General features: G+C 27.9%; 21 protein-coding genes. 3 read left to right on the top strand and 18 right to left on the bottom strand.

What is annotated here, in order from left to right; translation table 11 throughout:
- Positions 1 to 34: 34 nt before the first annotated feature.
- From ACH5BK_RS07525 to ACH5BK_RS07495, 7 genes are all read right to left on the bottom strand, one after another.
- The gene (locus ACH5BK_RS07525; RefSeq protein ID WP_404306023.1) at positions 35 to 1,294 is read right to left on the bottom strand and encodes a beta-ketoacyl-ACP synthase II; all 1,260 of its coding nucleotides are present in this window, start codon (positions 1,292 to 1,294) and stop codon (positions 35 to 37) included.
- A 129-nt stretch (positions 1,295 to 1,423) separates the two neighbouring features.
- Positions 1,424 to 1,654: an acyl carrier protein gene (gene acpP, locus ACH5BK_RS07520; protein ID WP_254577061.1), complete on the bottom strand. Its 231-nt coding sequence runs from the start codon at positions 1,652 to 1,654 to the stop codon at positions 1,424 to 1,426.
- Positions 1,655 to 1,747: 93 nt separating this feature from the next.
- Entirely contained in the window at positions 1,748 to 2,491 is a 744-nt protein-coding gene (fabG, locus tag ACH5BK_RS07515; RefSeq protein ID WP_404306020.1) for a 3-oxoacyl-ACP reductase FabG, read from the bottom strand.
- An 80-nt stretch (positions 2,492 to 2,571) separates the two neighbouring features.
- Positions 2,572 to 3,336, bottom strand: a complete 765-nt coding sequence (locus tag ACH5BK_RS07510; protein ID WP_404306018.1) for a 7-carboxy-7-deazaguanine synthase QueE — start codon at positions 3,334 to 3,336, stop codon at positions 2,572 to 2,574.
- On the bottom strand, positions 3,329 to 3,862 hold the full coding sequence (locus ACH5BK_RS07505) for a 6-carboxytetrahydropterin synthase (RefSeq protein ID WP_404306017.1): 534 nt from the start codon (positions 3,860 to 3,862) through the stop codon (positions 3,329 to 3,331). The genes ACH5BK_RS07510 and ACH5BK_RS07505 overlap by 8 nt, the downstream gene beginning before the upstream one ends.
- 1 nt (position 3,863) lies before the next feature.
- Positions 3,864 to 4,544 carry a 7-cyano-7-deazaguanine synthase QueC gene (gene queC / locus ACH5BK_RS07500; RefSeq protein WP_404306015.1) on the bottom strand — a complete coding sequence of 227 codons (681 nt, stop codon included), beginning with the start codon at positions 4,542 to 4,544 and terminating at the stop codon, positions 3,864 to 3,866.
- Positions 4,537 to 5,760, bottom strand: coding sequence for a molybdopterin molybdotransferase MoeA (locus tag ACH5BK_RS07495; protein ID WP_404306013.1), 1,224 nt, complete (start codon positions 5,758 to 5,760; stop codon positions 4,537 to 4,539). The genes queC and ACH5BK_RS07495 overlap by 8 nt, the downstream gene beginning before the upstream one ends.
- Positions 5,761 to 5,854: 94 nt before the next feature.
- Between ACH5BK_RS07495 and ACH5BK_RS07490 the strand changes: the two genes are divergently transcribed.
- Positions 5,855 to 6,250, top strand: a complete 396-nt coding sequence (locus ACH5BK_RS07490; protein WP_404306011.1) for a hypothetical protein — start codon at positions 5,855 to 5,857, stop codon at positions 6,248 to 6,250.
- A 1-nt stretch (position 6,251) separates the two neighbouring features.
- Positions 6,252 to 6,923 (top strand): 16S rRNA (uracil(1498)-N(3))-methyltransferase, encoded by a 672-nt coding sequence (locus ACH5BK_RS07485; RefSeq protein WP_404306009.1) that lies wholly within the window; start codon positions 6,252 to 6,254, stop codon positions 6,921 to 6,923.
- Here the strand turns inward: ACH5BK_RS07485 and ACH5BK_RS07480 are convergent.
- The 8 genes from ACH5BK_RS07480 to ACH5BK_RS07445 form a co-directional block, all read right to left on the bottom strand.
- Positions 6,915 to 7,913, bottom strand: a complete 999-nt coding sequence (locus tag ACH5BK_RS07480; protein WP_404306007.1) for an alpha/beta hydrolase family protein — start codon at positions 7,911 to 7,913, stop codon at positions 6,915 to 6,917. The two genes, ACH5BK_RS07485 and ACH5BK_RS07480, sit on opposite strands and share 9 nt — an antisense overlap.
- Positions 7,914 to 8,031: 118 nt before the next feature.
- Positions 8,032 to 8,427 carry a hypothetical protein gene (locus tag ACH5BK_RS07475; protein WP_404306005.1) on the bottom strand — a complete coding sequence of 132 codons (396 nt, stop codon included), beginning with the start codon at positions 8,425 to 8,427 and terminating at the stop codon, positions 8,032 to 8,034.
- Between the two features lie 177 nt (positions 8,428 to 8,604).
- Positions 8,605 to 9,489: a cytochrome c gene (locus tag ACH5BK_RS07470; RefSeq protein ID WP_404306004.1), complete on the bottom strand. Its 885-nt coding sequence runs from the start codon at positions 9,487 to 9,489 to the stop codon at positions 8,605 to 8,607.
- On the bottom strand, positions 9,486 to 10,736 hold the full coding sequence (locus ACH5BK_RS07465) for a cytochrome bc complex cytochrome b subunit (RefSeq protein WP_404306002.1): 1,251 nt from the start codon (positions 10,734 to 10,736) through the stop codon (positions 9,486 to 9,488). The genes ACH5BK_RS07470 and ACH5BK_RS07465 overlap by 4 nt, the downstream gene beginning before the upstream one ends.
- Before the next feature lie 10 nt (positions 10,737 to 10,746).
- Positions 10,747 to 11,250, bottom strand: coding sequence for a ubiquinol-cytochrome c reductase iron-sulfur subunit (gene petA / locus ACH5BK_RS07460; RefSeq protein ID WP_404306000.1), 504 nt, complete (start codon positions 11,248 to 11,250; stop codon positions 10,747 to 10,749).
- Positions 11,251 to 11,434: 184 nt separating this feature from the next.
- Entirely contained in the window at positions 11,435 to 12,916 is a 1,482-nt protein-coding gene (gene thrC / locus ACH5BK_RS07455; RefSeq protein ID WP_404305998.1) for a threonine synthase, read from the bottom strand.
- A 9-nt stretch (positions 12,917 to 12,925) separates the two neighbouring features.
- Positions 12,926 to 13,831: an acetylglutamate kinase gene (gene argB / locus ACH5BK_RS07450; protein WP_404305996.1), complete on the bottom strand. Its 906-nt coding sequence runs from the start codon at positions 13,829 to 13,831 to the stop codon at positions 12,926 to 12,928.
- A 67-nt stretch (positions 13,832 to 13,898) separates the two neighbouring features.
- Positions 13,899 to 15,662 (bottom strand): GGDEF domain-containing protein, encoded by a 1,764-nt coding sequence (locus ACH5BK_RS07445; RefSeq protein WP_404305995.1) that lies wholly within the window; start codon positions 15,660 to 15,662, stop codon positions 13,899 to 13,901.
- Positions 15,663 to 15,836: 174 nt separating this feature from the next.
- On the opposite strand from ACH5BK_RS07445, the gene ACH5BK_RS07440 reads away from it, so the two are divergent.
- The gene (locus ACH5BK_RS07440) at positions 15,837 to 18,575 is read left to right on the top strand and encodes a RecB-like helicase (RefSeq protein WP_404305993.1); all 2,739 of its coding nucleotides are present in this window, start codon (positions 15,837 to 15,839) and stop codon (positions 18,573 to 18,575) included.
- Here ACH5BK_RS07440 and ACH5BK_RS07435 read toward each other — a convergent pair.
- From ACH5BK_RS07435 to ilvA, 3 genes are all read right to left on the bottom strand, one after another.
- The gene (locus ACH5BK_RS07435; protein ID WP_404305991.1) at positions 18,568 to 19,134 is read right to left on the bottom strand and encodes a thiamine phosphate synthase; all 567 of its coding nucleotides are present in this window, start codon (positions 19,132 to 19,134) and stop codon (positions 18,568 to 18,570) included. The genes ACH5BK_RS07440 and ACH5BK_RS07435 overlap by 8 nt on opposite strands.
- A 134-nt stretch (positions 19,135 to 19,268) precedes the next feature.
- The gene (locus ACH5BK_RS07430) at positions 19,269 to 19,955 is read right to left on the bottom strand and encodes a F0F1 ATP synthase subunit A (RefSeq protein WP_404305989.1); all 687 of its coding nucleotides are present in this window, start codon (positions 19,953 to 19,955) and stop codon (positions 19,269 to 19,271) included.
- Between the two features lie 102 nt (positions 19,956 to 20,057).
- Positions 20,058 to 21,263, bottom strand: coding sequence for a threonine ammonia-lyase (gene ilvA / locus ACH5BK_RS07425; protein WP_404305987.1), 1,206 nt, complete (start codon positions 21,261 to 21,263; stop codon positions 20,058 to 20,060).
- Between the last annotated feature and the right edge of the window lie 17 nt (positions 21,264 to 21,280).

Genomic DNA, 21,280 nt, shown 5'->3' with positions numbered 1-21,280 from the left:
GCTCTTTTTTTGATTAGATTAAATTTTATTTTTATTATGCTTCAAATTTTTTAAAAATAACAGTTCCATTTGTTCCACCAAATCCAAAGTTGTTACTCATTACTGTAGTTAATTCAACTTTTCTTGCTGTATTTGGAACATAATCTAATTTACACTCTTCATCTTGATTATCAAGGTTAATTGTTGGAGGAATTACACCTTCATTTAATGATTTAATTGCAAAAATAGCTTCAATTGCACCTGCTGCGCCTAAACAATGTCCTACTTGACCTTTTGTTGAAGTTACAGGTGGACAATTTTCTTCTCCATTAAATAGTTCTAAAATTGCTTTAGATTCATTTACATCTCCAACTGGAGTTGAAGTACCATGAGAATTTATATAATCAATTTTTACATCTTCACCTGTATTAGCTTTAGCCATATCAAGTGCAGCTTTCATTGATCTTAAAGGACCATCCATAACTGGTGCTGTAATATGATTAGCATCACCTGATTCACCAAATCCAATAATTTCACAATAGATTTTAGCTCCTCTTGCTTGTGCTGATTCTAAACTTTCAACAACTAATGCTCCAGAACCTTCACCCATAACAAAACCATCTCTATCTTTATCAAAAGGTCTTGAAGCTCTTTTAGGTTCATCATTTCTTGATGATAATGCTTTCATTGAAGCAAAACCACCCATTCCTGCACCACAAATAGCTGATTCAGCACCAACTACTAAAACTCTATCAGCTCCATTTGTAGCAATAGTTTTAACAGCATCATTTAATGCATGAGTTGATGCTGCACAAGCAGTTACATGAGATAAAGAAGGACCTTTTAATCCATGTTCAATTGAAATAAATCCACTTAACATGTTTACTAATGAAGATGGAATAAAAAATGGAGAGATTCTTTTAGGCCCTCTATTTTCACAAACTACAGAGTTCTTTTGAATTGTTCCTAATCCACCAATACCAGAAGCAGAAATAATACCAAATCTAGCTGAGTCAGCTTCGTTCACTTTTTTATTTTCTTCTGTAGCAAAACCAGAATCAATCATAGCTTCTTTAGCAGCTTTTATTCCTAATTGAATAAATCTATCTGCTTTTTTAACCTCTTTTTTATCCATTACAGTAGTAGGGTCAAAATCTTTAACTTCACCTGCAATTTTTACAGGAAACTCACTTGCGTCAAATAATGTGATTGTATCAATTCCACATTCACCTGCAACTGCTGCGTTAAATGATTCTTCTACATTATGTCCAATAGAATTAATAGTACCTAAACCAGTTACAACAACTCTTTTCATTAAAAATGCTCCGTATTTATTATTTAAACTATTCAATCTTTTATGATATTAAAAAATTCAACAATTGAAATTATTGATTAAAACAGAAGACTAATATAATTAGTCTTCTATGAAACTTAAGCGTATAAATTACGCGTTATTTTCGATGTATTTAATAGCATCAGAAACAGTTAAGATTCCTTCAGCATCTTCATCAGGGATTTCGATATCGAATTTTTCTTCTAAAGCCATAACTAATTCAACTACATCTAGTGAATCTGCACCTAAATCTTCGATAAACTTTGAATCTTCTTTAATTTCAGCTGCATCACAATCTAATTGCTCTACTACTACTTCTTTTACATCATCTAATAATGCCATATTTATTTCCTTTTATAAAATTATCTACGTATTATAACTAAAAAGATTTTAAAAAGTCTTTTAAATTATAAAATTTTAGTTTAGATTAAATTTCTAAACGTATAAACCACCATTAACTTTTAAAATCTCTCCTGTGATATAAGAAGAGTGATCACTTAGTAAAAATGCAACAGCATCAGCTATTTCTTTTGGCTGTCCAAATCTTGATAAAGGAATATTTTTTTCATATTCTGCTTTAACTTCTTCTTTTAATTCATCTGTCATATCTGTTTGGATAAATCCTGGTGTAACAGCATTGTATCTAATACCTCTTGCAGCGGCTTCTTTTGCAAAAGATTTAGTCATTGCATTTAATCCACCTTTTGAAGCAGAGTAGTTTGTTTGTCCAGGGTTTCCCATTTCTCCAACAATTGAAGAAATATTTACAATTGAACCAAATCTTTTTTTACCCATCACTTTTAAAGATGCTTTACATCCAATAAATGCAGATGTTAAGTTAGCTGCAATTACATCATTGAAATCTTCAACTGACATTCTTAAGGCTAATTTATCTCTTGTAATACCTGCATTGTTAACTAAATAAGATAGTTCACCATCTGCATCAATTACAGTTTTTATAGCTGCTGTAAACTCTTCTTCATTTGTTACATCAGCTTTAACTATTGCAGCTTTACCACCAGCAGCTTCAATCTCTTCTTTGATTTTTTCAGCAGCATCAGCTCCACTTCTATAGTTAATCCAAACTTTTAAACCATAACTAGCTAATGTTTTCGCAATTTGAGCACCAATACCTCTGCTAGCTCCTGTAACTAATACATTTGAACCTGTAAAATTCATTTTTTTCCTTTTTCGTTTAATAAATTTCAAAAAATTTGCGTATTATATCGCATCTTTATATATAAAAAGATTATTGAGTTTTAAACGCCTCTTTTATTATTCCAAACTCTTATGTGTAATCTATCACAATATTTATAGCCATTTTGAATTGCCATGTTAATTACAGCTTCATCATTTTCATTTATAGTTATAGCATCATCACCCATTGGCATTAGGTAGACTTCACATTTAGGAATGTTTGAGAGTATAGTCTTAATTTCTTCTTGTGCTTTTTGCATAAAGTTTTTATTTATTACAAACTTTAAATAAGAATCTTTTGTATTAGTTAAAACCTTTGTTAAAGTTTCATAATTGACTCTTTTCTTTAAAGGTTCTAATGAGTTACTTAGTTTCACACTCATTGAAAATAGAATATTCTTTTGATACTCTTCTTCAAAGTTTAAATTTAAAGAGGCATTTGTTTCAATAGTTACTTGATGACCTTCTTCTACATAATATTTAAGTAGATTTTGAAACTCTTTTTTATTCCAATAAAGCAAAGGCTCACCACCTGTAATTACAATATCCATTTTATAGTCATAATTATAAATGTTTGTTAATTTATTTACTTCTTTTACTATTTCATCATAAGATTTGTATTTTGTCCATGACTCTTTAAAAGCTGGATCAACTGCATAATAAGTATCGCAAGCGCATTTTTTTATACCACTTGGTGTTTCATATTCTACATTGAAACCAACACATTTAAAATTACATTTTCCAAATCTAATAAAAACAGAAGGAGACCCTACTAATTTTCCTTCGCCTTGAATTGTAGGACCGAAAATCTCATTTATTTCAAGCATAAAAAGTACTCTTACTTTTAGGAGTTTCTAAAAATTCAACATGTGAGACTTTAACACCAAGTTTATCCATCTTTTTTTGAACTATTTTTAAGAACCATGCTGATAAATTTTCACTTGTTGGTACAAAATCTACTAAAACATAACCTTCATACAGTTCAGTTAAATATGACTCTTCATCTTTAAATTTAGTTAAATCGACTAAATAGTATCCTTCATCAAATTTTATTAGCTCTTCTTTTTGCACATCTGATAGAAGTTTAGAGTATAAAGGATCATTTATATCTAATATAAATTTATGATCAAGCACATCATCTAAAAAAGCTTTAAACCAGTTTAGATGTTTGAAGTCAGTTACCATACCATCTTTTAATTCTTCGGCTTCTAAGTAAATTAGAATTTTTCCTTGATGCCCATGCAGATGTCTACACTTTAGACAAGCATCTAATGAAAATTCTGTATCTAGTTTTTGAGACCAAACTCTATGCCCATAACAAAAATCAAACTCTTTTGATATTTTCCATTTCATTTTAATCCTTATACGGTATAGGGTCTTTTACCTTAGCTACTTTAAACCCATTTAATCTTAATCTACAAGAATCACAAACTCCACAAGCTTTATCTTCTTCTTTATAACATGACCAAGTATGTTTTAATGGTACATTTAATTCTATAGCTTTTGAAACAATTTGTGCTTTACTTAAGTGAACAAGTGGAGTTTTAATTTCAATATTAGTTGATTCTTTTGTTCCTTGATTAATAGCTTTTGTAATATCTGCAATAAAAGTATCTGTACAATCTGGATATCCTGAACTATCTTCTTGAACTACACCAATATACATAGCTTGGGCTTCTTCTTTTTCAGCAATAGCTGCTGTAATTGACAAAAAAATACCATTTCTAAATGGTACATAAGTAATAGGAACACCAGCTTCAACTCCATCTACTGGAACATCAATATCTTTATCCGTTAGAGCACTTGCACCAATTTGTGTAAAAAAAGGAATATCTATTTCATATTTTTGTTTAATTTGTAAATCATCACAAATATTCCTAAATGCTTCTAATTCTCTTTTTTCTGTTCTTTGTCCATAGTTAAAATGAACTGCTATAATTTCATAACCATCATTTTTTGCTATATATGAGCTAAGTGTAGAGTCCATACCTCCACTTAAAATACATATTGCTTTTTTATTTGATATGTTATTCATTTGTTAAAAAATCCTTTTTTTTATCTGTAAAAAATTTCCAATTAATAGGTAGAACTTTAACTTTTGTATATTTTTCTAAATAGTTTACTTTTTCACTTAGAGCTATCATTGCATTACATGAGGCTAAAACTGAAACCATTCCAGGACTTCTCTTTTGTGATGGTTTAAATTCTTGCCCATCAAAGAATCCAGGAATTAAAGTAATTCTTCCTGCTTTATTTTTTAGATTTTCTGATATTTTAGTTTCAATAAAATTAGGATAAATTTCACTTGAACCTAAAAGTTTTTGTATTATTAATTTTCCAAACATTTCAAAAATCATTGCACTGGCTAATGGATTACCTGGTAGGTTTAATATATATGTATTTTTTATTTTTCCAAATACAGTTGGTTTTCCAGGTTTTATTATAATTCCATCAAATAGTGTTTGGAAGTTTAGTTCATTAAACGCAGCTTTTGTGAAATCAGCATCACCTACTGAAACTCCACCTGATGTGATAATTAAATCAGCATGTAAAGAGTTCTGAACAAGCTCTTTTATAGCTTCAATAGAATCTTTTGCCTGACCTATAAATGTTACTTCACATCCAAGCTCTTTTGCTTTAGCAATAAGCGTAGGTGTATTTGAATTATATATTTGATGTTCTTGTATTTTTTCATAGTGAAGTTTTAACTCTTCACCACTAGAAAATACAACAATTTTTGGTCTTTTATAAACTTTTATATGTGTAATACCTTGTGAAGATAGTAGGGCAATATGAGAAAAATTTATTTCTATACCTTTTTTAATTAAAAGTTCATCTTTTTTTATATCTTCACCTATATATCTTATATGTTGGAATTCTTTTACATTCTTTATAATTTTAATTTTATTATCATTAATTTTTTGTGTATCTTCTTTTGGAACAATTGCTGTTGCATTTTTAGGAATTCTAGCTCCTGTCATGATCTTTATACAGCTATTTTTTTCTAAAAGTGTTTTATTATCATCTCCTGCAAAAATAGTATCAATTATTTCTAATTCTTCATCTTTGTTTTCAAAGAATACTGCATATCCATCCATTGCTGAATTATCGAATTTAGGTAAATTATATGTTGCATATATATCTTGGGCACAAAGCCTATTTAAAGCACTTTCTATCGAGATGATTTCAAAATCTTGTTTTATATGAAGTTTTGAAATAATATTTATAGTATCTTCAACACTAATAGCCATTATTATTCCTTTTGATATTTAAAATAAAAAACTTATGACAAGTTAGATATAATAGCGAAATTTTTTAAAAGTGAGATAAACAAATATGGAATTAATGCAAAGTGCAATAGACACGCATGTATATACAATTTACTTTTTTTTAGCAGTAATGTTATTTAACCTTTATTCAGTTATTAGTGTAAAAGACTTTATGAAATTAGCAAAAAGATTAAAGTTTATGACGCCTTTATATCATTTAACAAATGCTATTATAATGTATACAGGAGCAATAGTTGCTTTTTATGCACATGCAATGAGTTTTACTATTTTTATAATGATACCTACTTCAATTTTTCTTTTAGTTATTGAAATAAAAAGATATAAAAAAATGAGAGTTATTAAAAGTGTAGACCTTAATTTACAAGAAGAGTTTTATAAATATGCTAAAAAAATATATACAATTGAAATTATGGTGTTAGTTTCAATTTATATAATAAGTAAGGCATTTTAGAATGCAATTTTCTTATCATGAGAATGCAAGTGACACAACTTTAAATATCAACAATGATACTTACAAATATTTAATAAAAGCTCGAAGACATAAAATTGATGATGAAATTTATTTTAGAAATTTAAAAGATGATTTTATATATTTATATAGGCTTGATAAAATAGGAAGAAAAGATGCTTCTTTAACACTTATTGAGAAAGAAGAAAAAATTATTGAAAATGATAAAAAACTTCATCTTGCTTGGTGCATGGTTGATCCTAAAACAGTTGAAAAATATATAGCTTCATTAAATGAATTAGGAGTAGATAAAATTACATTTATTTATTGTGAATATTCACAAAAAAACTTTAAAATTAATATAGAGAAATTAAATAGAATTTTATACAATTCTTCTAGTCAATGTGGAAGGTCTTCTATTATAAAAATTGAAGTTTGTGATAGTTTAGAAGATTTTTTACAAAAAAATCCTGATTCATATTTTTTAGATTTTTCTAAAACTAATATTGAAACAAAAAAAGATGATATAAAGACTTTAATAATTGGTTGTGAAGGTGGCTTTTCTGATGATGAAAGAATTTCTTTTGATAAAGAAAAAGTAGTAGGCTTTACTTCTTCTTTAATTCTTAGAAGTGAAACAGCAATAGTTTCTGCTAGTTCTAAAATTTTACTTTAAGTTATTAACTTCTTTTAAAAATGACTTAACTAATTTAGTTGTTTCTTGATGTATAGTTTCTCTTTTTTTCTTTTTGCCATCTAAACATATAAATTGGGCATTTTCTTCTTCTAGTATAAAAGGTGCTTTATTAGTACATCTTTGTAGGAAGGAGAAATGTCCAGCATCTTTTATTTCATAGTATTTAATTGTTTTAGAGAAATGTTGCATTTTACTTTTTATAGCAGTTTCTACAGGTACACTATAATCTAATTGTGCTCCAATGATAAGTGTAGGTATATCTATTTTTCTCAGTGATTCATTGGTCATATTCTGTACAAAACCAGGAGCTAAAGCAATAGATGCTTTTACTCTTTTATCTTTTAAGTCTTGACTTGCATTTTTTAAGTACTTTTTATTAATAATTGAGAAAGCTTCTTTAAAATATTTACAAGCTTCATCTTCATATTTCTTACAAAACTCTTCATATTTACTCATATCAAGTTTTGCTCCACTTAATGCCAATGAAGTATATCCTCCTAGTGAAAAACCTAATACATAGATTTTATTTTCATCTATATAATTTTTAAATTCAGATTTTAGTGCATAATCTATTAAATAAGATACATCTTTGGGTTGATTCCAAACTCTAAGTAAACTTTCTGGATTTGAGTTTTTTGATGTATAACCAGGATGATTAGCAGCAATAACTATATTGTTTTTTGCTAAATCATTTGCTAACCAAGATTGATTTTTTACATTGCCAGTTGAACCATGAACAAAAATAATTAAAGGATATTTCCCTTTTTTTATTTGTGCATTGGCTTTTGATTTAAAACCATAGAATAAAATATTTTGTGCAAAAGTTTCATTTTCTTTTTCTAAACTAGGATACCAAATAGCAGTTTCTAATTTTCTATCTTTATTATATGTTATTTCTTTTTTGAAACCTGTTTGTGCAAATAGACTTATTGAAAAAAAACATAAGAATATTGATATTTTATAGTTCATTTATATCCTTGCTAATAATCTAGAAATTGTAGTGAAAATTTATGAAATAAAAGATTAAATATATATGTAGATTTAATTGGTTTACTTAATAAAAGTAGAGCTTTGCTCTACTTTTAATTTACCAACTTCTTACGATTGAATGACATCTTGAACAGGCATTTAACATATCAGAATATGCATCAGCAGCACTTAAGTATGCTTTTTGATCTAAGTTTAATTCTAAAACATTAATATCTAAGCTTATTCTTTCACTACTTGCAGAAGCAACATTAACTAAATGTTTTTTATTTTCAGGTAAATATTTTTCTATTACTTTTTTGTCAGAAAAAAGTGCATTTCCTTCTTTAACTAAAGCAGAACCTTCTTTAATTAATTCAAGGTTATTATTTAAAAATCCTTTTTGGATTTGAGTCATTCCTTTTTCCATGATTGACATAGATTTTTGCATTACATCCTGAGCATTTACTACTGTTAATGCTAATGTACATGCTAAAGCTAATTTTGCTAATTTCATTATGTTGTCCTTTATTATTTGTTATTTTATATTACAATTGAATCATTTAAAATGCACTTAATTTTACTAGTCAATAATGAAATAATGGTATTTATTGCATAAATAAAAAAAGGGGAAAACAACTAAATGTGTTTTTCCCCTTTTTATTTTTTAATGTAAGATTTGTACTAATTAATATTAGTGAACTTCTCTCCACATTTTACTTTTCCATAAGAATGCAAAGATAGCAAAGATTACAAAGTAGATTAAGAACTTAGGTCCTAATTCTTCTCTTATTTCTTTTTTAGAATCTCCAATTTCTTCCATGTAAGAAATTACTTGTTTTTGAGAAGCTTCATTTAAACCAACTCTAGGCATTGCAGTACCTTCAAGGTGTTTTTGAGGGTTATTAATAAATGTTGTTAAATAACTCTCTCCTCTTGATCTAATGTATTGAGATAAATCAGGAGGTAATTTACCCATATATTTTTTGATATCAGCATCTGGTGTAAATGCAGACATAGTACCATTTTTCATATCAGCATATTTAATACCATGACATCTTTGACAAGCATCAGTAAATACTTCTTTATTTGTCATTTTATCTGGTGCAATAGATTGTAAGTATGCTACCATATCAGCAATTTCTTGAGGTTGCATCCAACCATAACCTGGCATTGGGTGAACTCTTCCATCTTCAAATTTATGCTCAACTATAGAAGCTTTTGCTGGATTTTTAATAAATGCTGCTAAATAATCAGCATTATAAAGTTTTCCTGCAGTACTTAAATCTGGTGGAACTACACCATAAGCAGCAGCAGAACTTGCATTATCCATAACTTGTGGGAAACCTTCTGCATTAATTGAGTGACAAGCTGTACAGTTAGCAGTAACTAATGTTTTACCATTATTTGCATCACCAGTTAAAGCTTTAACGTCTTTAACATCTTCTTTTAAATCATTGAATTTAAAATCAGCTGGTTCAACATGAGGGTGCATTTGAGAGTGAGCAAATGGCTCAACTCCCCAGTAAGTTATTAGCGTTAAAGCTACAACTACTGCTAAAATCTTTAATTCTCTCATACATCACCCCTTTTTTTAGCATCTGATTTTGTAATAAATGGTAAAGCAAGGAATAGTAGAATAAATAATGTAGCAACTACAAATCCAACCCATGCATTGATACCTGTTGGAGGTAATTTACCATATACTGTTAATACAATTAAGTCAGCCATTAATATCCAGAACCAAATAAAGAATTTAGGTCTTTTATGTGCTGGTAAAATTTTTGGATCTCTATCTAACCATGGTAATACAAGGAAAATAACATTTGCGAATGCGAATGCAATTAATCCAATATCAAATGCTTTAACAGGTCCAACATCAAAGAAGAATCCTCTTAATACTTCATACGACCATAAGAAATACCATTCAGGGTAAATATGTGCAGGAGTAACCATATTATCAGCAGGATCGAAGTTAACTGGGTCCATTGCAAAGTTATAATGGAAGAATACTAAATAGAAGTAGAAAATTAAGAAAATACCTAATACAGCTAAATCTTTAGAAATAAATACAGGCCAGAAAGGAATAACTTTTGATTCTTTTTTATTACCAGCTAAGTACTTTTCAGCTTCTTCATCAAAATCAAATTCATCAGAGTTTTGATTATTTACGTGAGGAATTCTTAATGTATAGAAGTGTAATCCAATAATACCCATAATAGTAATAGGTAATAAGAATACGTGTAACATAAAGAATCTAGTTAATGTAGCATCAGCAACGTTGAAATCACCTCTAATCCATACAACTAAAGCATCACCAATAACTGGAACACCACCAAATAAGTTAGTAATAACCATTGCAGCCCAGTAAGACATTTGTCCCCATGGTAACATATATCCAGAGAATCCAGCAGCTGAGAATGTCATAAATAATAACATACCAGAAATCCAGATCATTTCTCTACCTTGTTTATAAGAACCATAATAGATTCCAGTAAACATGTGAATATAAATGATTAAGAATACAACAGAAGCGGCAACACCATGCATGTGTCTAAATAACCAACCAAATGCAACTTCTTGCATAATAGTGTAGTTTACTGAGTCAAATGCTAATGCAACATCAGGCTTGTAGTACATCATTAAGAATAAACCAGAAATTACTAAAATACCAAAAGTTGTAGCTAGTAATACACCCATTGCCCATAAGAAGTTAATATCTTTTGGAATCCAATACTCAGTCATTAATACTTTGTTTAATGCAGTAGTATTAAGTCTTTGATCTAACCATTCACCTACAGAGTTAGCTTTTTCAAATTTTGCCATAAACTACTCCTTATGCCGTTGCCATCGCAGCAGCGATTTTTTTGTATTCAGGACCTTCTTCACCTAGAGTGATTGATGTTCCTTGTACACTAAATGGAGGTAAGTCAAGAGGTCTTGGAGGAGGTCCAAAAACTTGCTCAGCAGAAGGGTTAAATTCCCCACCGTGACATGCACATTTCCATTTATCTTTTTTCCACGCTGGAATACAACCTAAGTGAGTACATAATCCAATTGCAACAGTAAATCTGTCTTCACCGATTACTAAGTCTCTTTCATTGTTTTTCATTTCAGCAGTTTTCTTAAGAAGAAAAATTGGTTTTCCTCTCCAAGTAATTGTAACAGGGTTTCCGGCTTTTAATTCACCAAGTTCTACTTTTGTAAAACCACCTGCTAATACGCTTGGAAGTGGATCCCATACTTGTTTCATACCAACAAGTGACGCAGCACCACCTACTGCAGCAACAGCAGCAAATGAATAACCAAGAAAATCTCGTCTATTAGTTTCATTAGACATATTTGGCTTCCTTTTATTTTAGTTTAAAATCCATATATTATATTGTTTTTATACTTAAAATGATTTGACTTTGGTCATAAATTGTTATGTTAATGCTATTTTTTGGGGAATTTTTACTCAGATTTTTATTTAGTGACACTATAGTGTCTAAAAAAGTGTTGATTAAGGTTATTATTAGAGAATCTTATGATTCTCTAATAAATTTTACAATTTCTTTCTCAATGTCATTCTTATCAATTACTATATCATGATTTACTTTTGCTGTAAATAAATCTTTTATACTTTGAGGTAAATTTGCTTTATATTTTTGTGAAATTTCTTCTAACGCTTCTTTATCAGAATATTTTCTATCATCTTGATTTAGGGCATTTAATACAGTTGGTGAGAATTTAGTCCATTCAGCTGTTGAATAAATTACTGTAGGGATACTCTCTTCTCTTAGTTCTTCATAAGCTTTGATACAAGTAGCTGTATGAGGGTCCATTAAATAACCATCATCTAAGAAAGATTTGATGATTTTTGAACCATATTCATCATCAGAATTTATAGCACTAAAGTATTCTTGAAGTTTAGCTGTTTCATCTTTACTCATTTTAAAGATTTTTTTCTCATTTAAATCATCAAAGAATTCTTTTGTTCTCTTTGCTCCATACAATGAATATATAACTCTTTCAATATTTGATGATTTTAGAATATCCATGGCAGGAGATTTTGTAAGTTTTAACTCTTTATCTCTAATATCATAAATACCTGTGTTAATCCATTCTGTTAAAATATTGTTTTCATTTGAAGCAACAAGTAGTTTTTTGATAGGTACACCCATTTGTTTTGCGTAAAATCCACCCAATACATTTCCAAAGTTACCAGAAGGAACAACTAAATAAATCTCTTCTCCATATTCAACTTCACCTTGTTTTAGAAGTTCAAGGTATGAATGGAAGTGATAAATGATTTGGAAGATGATTCTACCAAAGTTAACTGAGTTTGCGGCTGATAATTTAATTCCATCATTTTCTAATTCTTTTTTAAAAGATTCAGAAGCTAAAAGATTTTTAAGTGCACTTTGTGCATCATCAAAATTTCCTTTGATTCCTAATACTTTTAAATTATCTCCATCTTCACATACCATTTGAAGTCTTTGAACATCAGAAGTCCCACCATCTGGATATAAACAAGCAACTTGAATATTTTCTTTATTTTTAAAAGTATTAAGAGCAGCTGGACCTGTATCTCCTGAAGTTGCAGCTAAGATAAGATATTTTTCATCTCTTTTTTTAGCAATTGAAGAAAGTATTGAACCAAAAGGTTGTAAAGCCATATCTTTAAAGGCTCTTGTTGGGCCATGGTATTGTTCATGAACAAATAAGTCGTCTTTTACTTTTCGTACAGGACAAGGATCAGCAGCATCGTCAAAATTATCATATAGGTTTAAAGCTTTTTGAATTTCTTCCTCATCAATATCAATTTCAAAGGCTTTTAAAATAGCATAGGCTAATTCTTTATAATCATCATTTATATGATTTAAAAGAAAATTCTCTTCAAGTTTTGGTAATTCTTTTGGAACATAAAGTCCCCCAAAAGATGCACTCGGATTTAAAATGGCATAAGAAAAATCTACTTCTTTTTCTTTTAATCCATCATTTCCTCTTGTTTCTATAAATTTCATTTATCTTCCTTAATTTTCATCATTTAAAAGTTTTTCCATATTAATACCATTGTTAGGGTTATCTTTTCTAACAAATTGTGTACCAATACCATCGCTTGTAAATAGTTCTAATAAAATTGAGTGTTCTACTCTACCATCAATAATGTGTGCTTTATTTACACCATTATAAATTGCATCAATACAAGAGTCAACTTTTGGTATCATCCCTCCTGCAATTGTTCCATCTTCTTTTAGATTTTTAACATCATTTTGATCTAAAGAGTTTAAAAGTTCACCGTCTTTATCTAAAACACCAACTGTATCAGTTAAGAATAATACTTTTTGTGCTCCAATTGCACTTGCTATTTTAGATGCAGCTACATCTGCATTTATATTAAAACCTGGATGATTAGGTTCTGCACTATCTGCTATAGGCGCTATTACCGGAATAAATCCTTCTTTGATAAGATTATTAATCATGGCACCATTTACTTTAGTTACTACACCTGTATATCCAAATTTTCCATCTTCTTTAGGAATAGCATTAATTATTGATGAGTCTTTTCCTGAAATACCTATTGCTTTTGCTCCATGATGGTTAAGCAAAGAAGTGATATTTTTATTTATTTCACCACTTAATACCATTTCAACAATTCTCATAGTTTCTTCTGAGGTTACTCTGTGCCCATCAACAAATTCAGATTTAATTGATAGTTTTTCAAGAAGTTCAGATATTCTAGCTCCCCCTCCGTGTACAATCACAGGTTTAATCCCAACTAATGAAAGTAATACAATATCTTCTGCAAACTTTTCTTTTAATTCAGGACTTGTTTGCGCAGAACCACCATATTTTATTACAATAGTTTTTCCATAAAACTTTTTAATATGTGGTATTGCATCAAGTAGGGTTTGAACTTTTTGATGTTTCTTTTGCATAATATTTCCTAAGATGTTTTTTAAAGGCAAATATTATATCAAAAATTATCTTAATGAGAAAAATACTCTATTTATTATCTTCTAGCATCTCTTTTTTAAATAAAACAGTTTTATTTCTACCACTATTTTTTGCTTCATATAAAGCTATATCTGCATTTTTAATACACTCTTTTAGATCTTTGCTATCTTTAGGATAAATTGATGTTCCTATACTTAATGTTTTGTTTATTGTATTTGTTCCACCAACTGGAATATCTTTTTGCATAAATGCTACTCTTATTTTTTCAGCAACTTGCATAACTCCTTCTTCATCACAATTATGAAGTAGAACTATAAACTCTTCTCCTCCATATCTAATAACAATATCCGAGGCTCTTGTATTTTGTGTTAATGTTTGTGCAACTATTTGAATTGCTTTATCTCCAATGTCATGTCCATAAGTATCATTAACTTGTTTAAAAAAGTCAATATCAATCATTAAAACCCCATAAGAGATATTTGCTCTATTGCTTTGTGATTCTATTTTTGGTAATTGATCTTCAAGATGTTTTCTGTTGTAAAGATTTGTTAGGGCATCTGTTCTTGCATTTTTTTCAAGAATACACATTAATTTATTTGTAATAATTACTGATTTTGCAGCATCTACATAATCATTTATAAAAGGAATATTTTTTTTAACTTTTTCTAGTTCTTCTTTTGAATCTGAATAAATAGAAACAATTAAGTCTAAATCATTTGAAATTGAGTAAGGAATACAAAGATAGTTTATTTTACTATCTTTACATGAACTACAGATATTTTCAAAAAGACTTGAATCTACAATTTGATTTGTTTTATCTGCTCGACAAACTTTCTTTAAATCACAATATTCTTTATGTCCTATATAGACATTTCTTGAGTCACCTGTTCTTGTATCAGCTTCTAAAATATTAAAGTTTTCAATTGAAAGGTTATTTTTTATAATATCAGCTAATCTTTTATAAATTAAATCTAAATCATCATCATGTTCTATTGTTTTTCTAAATTTATAAACTGATGATAGTCTTGATACAGTCTCTTGTACATTTACAAGTGGGTCATTGTTTTCTTTTGTTTTACTTGATAAAAAGATAGAAATATTTGAGTCAATATCATTTAAAGTACTTTCTAGTTTTTCTAATAAAGTATTAATCCAAGTTGAAACTTCTTTTGCATCTTTATTATTTATATCTAAAACTCTTTGTGAATAATCTCCTTCATGGGCATTACTCATAACTTTTTTAATTGATACAAAAAGTTTTAAGAATGGAGAAATTAAATAGTTAATTAAAAATGCAATTGTAAAAATAAGTATTAAAGCAATTGCAGTGGTATTTAATACTGTACTTATACCTTTTTGTTTAGAATCATCTATTGGAATAGTAATAGTAATAGCACCTAAAGTATCACCTTCTTTTGCATTTGCATGACAATTTAGACAATTTATTTCTCCATTAGCTGTTGCTTTATATGGAATAGTTATTCTATAAGTACTACTTGAAAAAAGTTTTTCATCTATTACTTTTATTTCTTTTCCTGTTTCTAATACTTTTCTATCAATTTCATCTCTTGGAACTTCGTTATTTAAACCTTCTCCATAAGATTGAATTACTTTATGACCTCTACTTAGCCATATTTTTTCAATATGTGGCAAATCTTCTAATTGTTTTAAAAAGATTTCTCTTTCATCAATTACTCCCGATAGCATTTGAGTTGTTAGGGCATGCTCTACGGTTTTAGCAAGTATAGTTGCTTTATTATCAATACTCTTTATTCCATATTCTCTAAAGTTATATGTAAAATTTAGAATCATTAGAATAAACATAAAAAATATAACAGTTGTAACAAGAATGATAATCTTACTATTTGTTTTTATTTCAATTCCCCAGTGTAAAATAATTTTTTATATTCTAATAATATAATAAAAATCTTTAAGTTTTAATGATGATATAGTATTTTCTAACATTTACTTTAGTATGATTTGCTTATGAAAAAATTTTTAGCCTTAAAAGCCAGCGCAGGAAGTGGTAAAACTTTCGCATTAACAGTTAGATATATTAGCCTTTTATTAAAAGGTGCAAAAGCAAATGAAATATTAACTCTTACATTTACAAATAAAGCAGCAAATGAAATGAGTGAAAGAATTTATAAGACTTTATTAACATTGGGAGATGATGAAGCATATCTAAGTGCAATATGTGAACAATCTTCTATGAGTAAAGAACAAATACTAGGAAAAAAACAGTTTTTAGTAAAGTCATTTTCAAATGCTAGTTTATCTATATTTACAATTGATAAATTTGTAAATAAAATATTAAGAGAATTTTGTGGATATATTGGAATATCAGATGATTTTGAAATTAAAGAAGATGATATTGAAGCTTTAAGTATAAAATTTCTTTCTTCTTTAGATAGTAAGCAATTTGATACTTTGATTGATTTTTCAATATATGAAAAGAAGAAGTTTAACTCTATCTTTGAACTTTTTAAAATTTTATTGGAAAAAAATGAAAAAATAGAACCTGTAAATATTGATGCAAGTTTAATAAACTTACAAAAAAGTGAAGTTTTAAAAGAAGCATATAAAATAAAAGAAGCAATATTAAATTGTGATGTAGCTTCAAACTCTTCAAAAAAAGCTGTTGATTTTGAAAATTTTGAGACATTATTTGAAAAAACTTGGTTAAGTAAAGATTCTTTAAGTGAGTATAGTTATTTTAAAAAATGTTCAAATGATATTTTAGAAAGCTATTTTGCATCTTTGAAAGTACAATTGGCAAACTATTATAAATTAAGAGCAAATTATAGTTTAAGCAAATTATTTGAACTTTATTTGATGTTCAAAGAGTTTAAACTTAATTATAATAAGAATAAAAACTATTTGGAATTTAATGATATTTCAAATTTAGTTTATGATTTGTTAACAAATAAAATAGATAAAGATTTTTTATATTTTAGATTAGATTCTCAATTTAATCATATTTTGATTGATGAGTTTCAAGATACATCTTTAATTCAATATAATATTTTAAAACCTTTAATTGATGAGATACTTTCAGGTGATGAAACAAGATTTAAAACCTTTTTTTACGTGGGAGATGTAAAACAGTCAATTTATAGATTTAGAGGTGGGAAAAAAGAACTTTTCGATCATGTAGCAAATACAAATAAGCTTTTAGAAGTTGAAGTTTTAAATACAAATTATAGATCAAGTCAAACTGTAGTAAATTTTGTAAATTCTCTTTTTGTAAATATTCCAAATTATGAATATCATGAACAAAACTCTATAAAAAAAGGTGGATATGTTGAAGTAATAGAAGATGAGGCTTTAGAAGAAGAGGAAAAGTTTGAAAATATAGCTTCTAAAATTGCTTCTTTAATAAAAGATGGTGTAAACTCAAATGACATTGCTATTTTAACATATACAAATGACGATGTACTAAGTTTATATTACTATTTAAAAAATAAGTTTCCTAAATTAAAAATTTCTACAGAAATGACATCGAGATTAGTAAATCAAGAAAATGTAAAAGCAGTAATTAATGCAGTTAAATATTTATATTTTAAAGAAGAGATATACAAAGAAAATTTAAATGCTTTAATTGGTAAAGAGCTTACTAGTGAAATAGAAGTAGAGATTGATTTTGATAAAAAGTCAGTAAGTCAAATAATAAAAGATATAGCTTCAAGTTTGATGATAATAGATCAAAATATCATAAAATTAATAGAAGTATGTCAAAGTTTTACTGATATTGTTGAGTTCGTTTATGAGATAGATAAGAATGATGCAACTATACAAAATAGTGAAACAGTTGGACTTCAAATTTTAACTATTTTTAAATCAAAAGGTTTGGAGTTTAATACAGTAATTTTATTAGATAGAATAAAAAGAAAAAATGCAGATAAAAGCTCATTACTATTTGAATATGATAGTGTAAATTTAAAAAATATTTTTTATAAAATTAAAGGCTATGAAAATTATAATGATAATTATTCAAGAGCTATTTCAAAAGAGAAAGCTTTATCTTTACAAGATGAAATAAATATATTATATGTGGCACTTACAAGAGCTAAAAATAATATGCTTGTATTTAAAAAGAAAAAATCTTCTGTATTTGATATTCTAAGTATGTCACCTCAAAAATTAGGACAGCTTGAATTAAGTTCTAATATTTCAAAAAACTTTGATAGTTTTGAAAAAGTTGAATATTCCCCTATAGATTTAGGAATACAAGAACAGTTAATAAAAAAAGAAAAAGATAGTAATAGTGAAATTTTATATGCAAGATATTTTGGAATAGCTACACACTTTTGTTTAGAGATGATGAATGAATTTACTTATGAAAATTTAGATTATTGTTTGGATATTACTATTTCAAGATATTCAAATTATTTAAAAGAAGAAGATTTTGAAAAAATTAGATTAAGAATTACTAATCTTATTGATAATAAACAATTTCAAGAGTTTTTAGAAAATTCAAAGTTTGTATCTGAACAATCTTTGATTTTTCAAGGAGAAGTAAAAATAATAGATTTACTTTTACAAAAAGATGATAAATACTATATTTTTGATTATAAAACTACAAAGAGTGAAAGTCTACAAGAGCATAAAAATCAAGTAAGACACTATAAAAAAGCAATAAGTGATATTTTTAAAACAGATAAAGTTTATTCTTATCTTATTTATCTAAATGAAGATACTTGTTTACTTGATGAGGTTAAATAAAGTATCTTATTGAAGCAAAGCCATAAGGTTTTGCTTTTTTAACTTTTTTTATATGTTCTTGTGTTGTAATTCCACCTAAAGCAATAATATCAATATCTTCATAAAGATTAATAGCCTGTTTTAAAATATTAGTTCCTTTTGCTTCTCCTTTATTAGGTGTATCAAAAATAGGAGATAGTGTTACTGCATTTGCATAAGCTTCTTGTGCTTTTTCTATATCAACAAAACTATGGCAAGAGATTATTACATACAAATCTAAGTCTTTAGCTTTTTTTATTTCTTTATATTGTTTTGAAGTTAAATGAACACCTGTAGCTCCTAAATCTTTTGCTAACTCATAATTTTGATTTAGCAATATTTTTTTTATATTAAATTCTTTACATATTTTAATAAATAGTTCTGCAAGCTCTTCAAAGTTTTCACTTGATTTGTCTCTAAAACAAGCCATATCAACTTGATTGTTTTTTAGTACTCTTTTTAAATTTTTTTTGAATAGTTCAGGGTTATTCGAATAATATTTCGGATCAGTTATTAAATAGTTTTTCAAGTCACTTTTCATAATATACTTTTTTTTAAATTTTTGATAAGTATAATATTTAAATACTAATAAAACTATTAATAGATTTTATTGGTATAAAAAAAGGGAAAGGTTTGAACCTTCCCCTTTTTTATTATTAGAATCTTTAGCTATTACTAATGATCTTCGTGTTCCATCATGATAGAACCTGCAATATAAACATAAGTTAAGATTGCAAAGATAAATGCTTGTAAGAATCCAAAAGCAGTTAACATGAAGAAACCTGGAAGAGGTAAAATCCAAGGTACTAACATTAAAAGTACCATTAAGAACATATCGTCCCCTCTAATAGAACCAAAAAGTCTAAATGATAATGAAACAATTCTTGATAAGTGAGAAATGATTTCAATTGGGAACATTAATGGTGCTAATGCAGGCATTGGTCCCATAAAATGTTTAAAGTAGTTAACAAAACCATTTACTTTAATACCTAAGTAATTGTAGTAAACAAATACGATTAAAGCTAATGCTAAAGTAAAGTTGATGTTTGCAGTTGGCGACTCAAATCCAGGGATAACACCCATCATATTACTAATAAAAACTACTAATGCTAAAGAACCAATTAAAGGCATGTATGTTCTTGCATTTTTTTCACCCATTGTATCAGCACCCATTGCAATGATACCACCTATGAAAGCTTCCATTACATTTTGTGAACCAGTTGGAACTAGTTGCATTTTTTTAGTAGCTGCTCTAGCTATAAAAAATATAATACCAATCACTAGAATATAGTGAGATAAAATAATCCATTCTTGACCGTGACCACCGATGCTACCTAAGAATGTAAACAGTCTTCCTTCCATTTTTTTCCTTTTTGTTGTTACTCAATACTAAATTATGTCGTACATTGTATAATTTTTTTTCTAAAATCTTTCTTTAGGTATTAATTTACATATTAAATTAAATTAAATTTCTTTAAATCTGTAACCATTTTGTTTCAATTTCTCTCTAATTTCTTGTTGATGGTCTTGACCTTTTGTTTCGAGTGAAATTGTTATGTGTGCTTCACCAAAGTCTAGTTTTACCGAGTCTCTATCATAATCTATTTGTACAATATTTGCAGAACACTCTCTAAAAATTTCACTTAAATGTGTTAATGAACCTGGTTTATCCATAAGTGTTACCATTAGATTCATTTTTCTATTTGATTTTACTAAACCTTTTTCAATAATTAGTGAAAGCATAGTAACATCAATATTCCCTCCACTAATAAGTGCACAAACTTTTGTATCATCCATATCAATTTTATCATGCATAATTGCAGCTGTTGCAACAGCACCAGCTCCTTCAACTACAAGTTTGTGTTTTTCAAGTAAAAATAAAACTGCATTAGCAATTTCATTGTCAGTAACTTCAACAATATGATCTACATAATCAATAATAATATTTAAAAGTTTAGGGTTTACATCTCTTACAGCAATACCATCAGCAATAGTTCTAACTGATTTTGAATCAATAGGCATTTGTGATTTATATGATTCTTTCATCGCAGTTGCACCACTTGCAACAACTCCAATAACTTTAATATCTGGATTTATAGCTTTTGCTGCTATTGCTATTCCTGCAATTAATCCTCCTCCACCAATAGGAACAATTAATTGTTTTAAATCAGGAACTTTTTCTAAAATTTCTAAGGCAACTGTACCTTGTCCTGCTATTACGTCATCATCAGCAAAAGGGTGAATAAATTCACAATTCTTTTCTTCTTTAAACTTCATCGCTGCTTCATAAGCTTCATCAAAGTTTTCACCTGTTAATACAACATTTGCCCCATGAGATTTAACCCCTGAAACTTTTGTAAGAGGTGTTGCTTCTGGCATAAAAATTGTTGCATGACAGTTAAATTGTTTTGCAGCATAAGCTAAACCTTGTGCATGGTTTCCTGCACTTGCTGCAACTACACCTTTATCTCTTTTTTCTTGAGATAAATTAGCAATTCTATTATATGCACCTCTTAATTTAAAGCTTCCTGTTAATTGTAAATTCTCTTTTTTTAAATAAATATCACTATTAAAAGTCTCACTTAAAATTGGTGCTTTTGTCATTGGTGTGTTTTGCGAAACACCTTCTAAATTTTTTTGAGCTTCTTTTATTTTTTCAAATGTAATCATCTTTATACTTTTTATTT

Source organism: Arcobacter sp. YIC-80 (assembly GCF_044841725.1).
Classification (GTDB): Bacteria; Campylobacterota; Campylobacteria; order Campylobacterales; family Arcobacteraceae; genus Arcobacter_B.
This window is presented reverse-complemented; position numbering and strand designations above follow the sequence as displayed.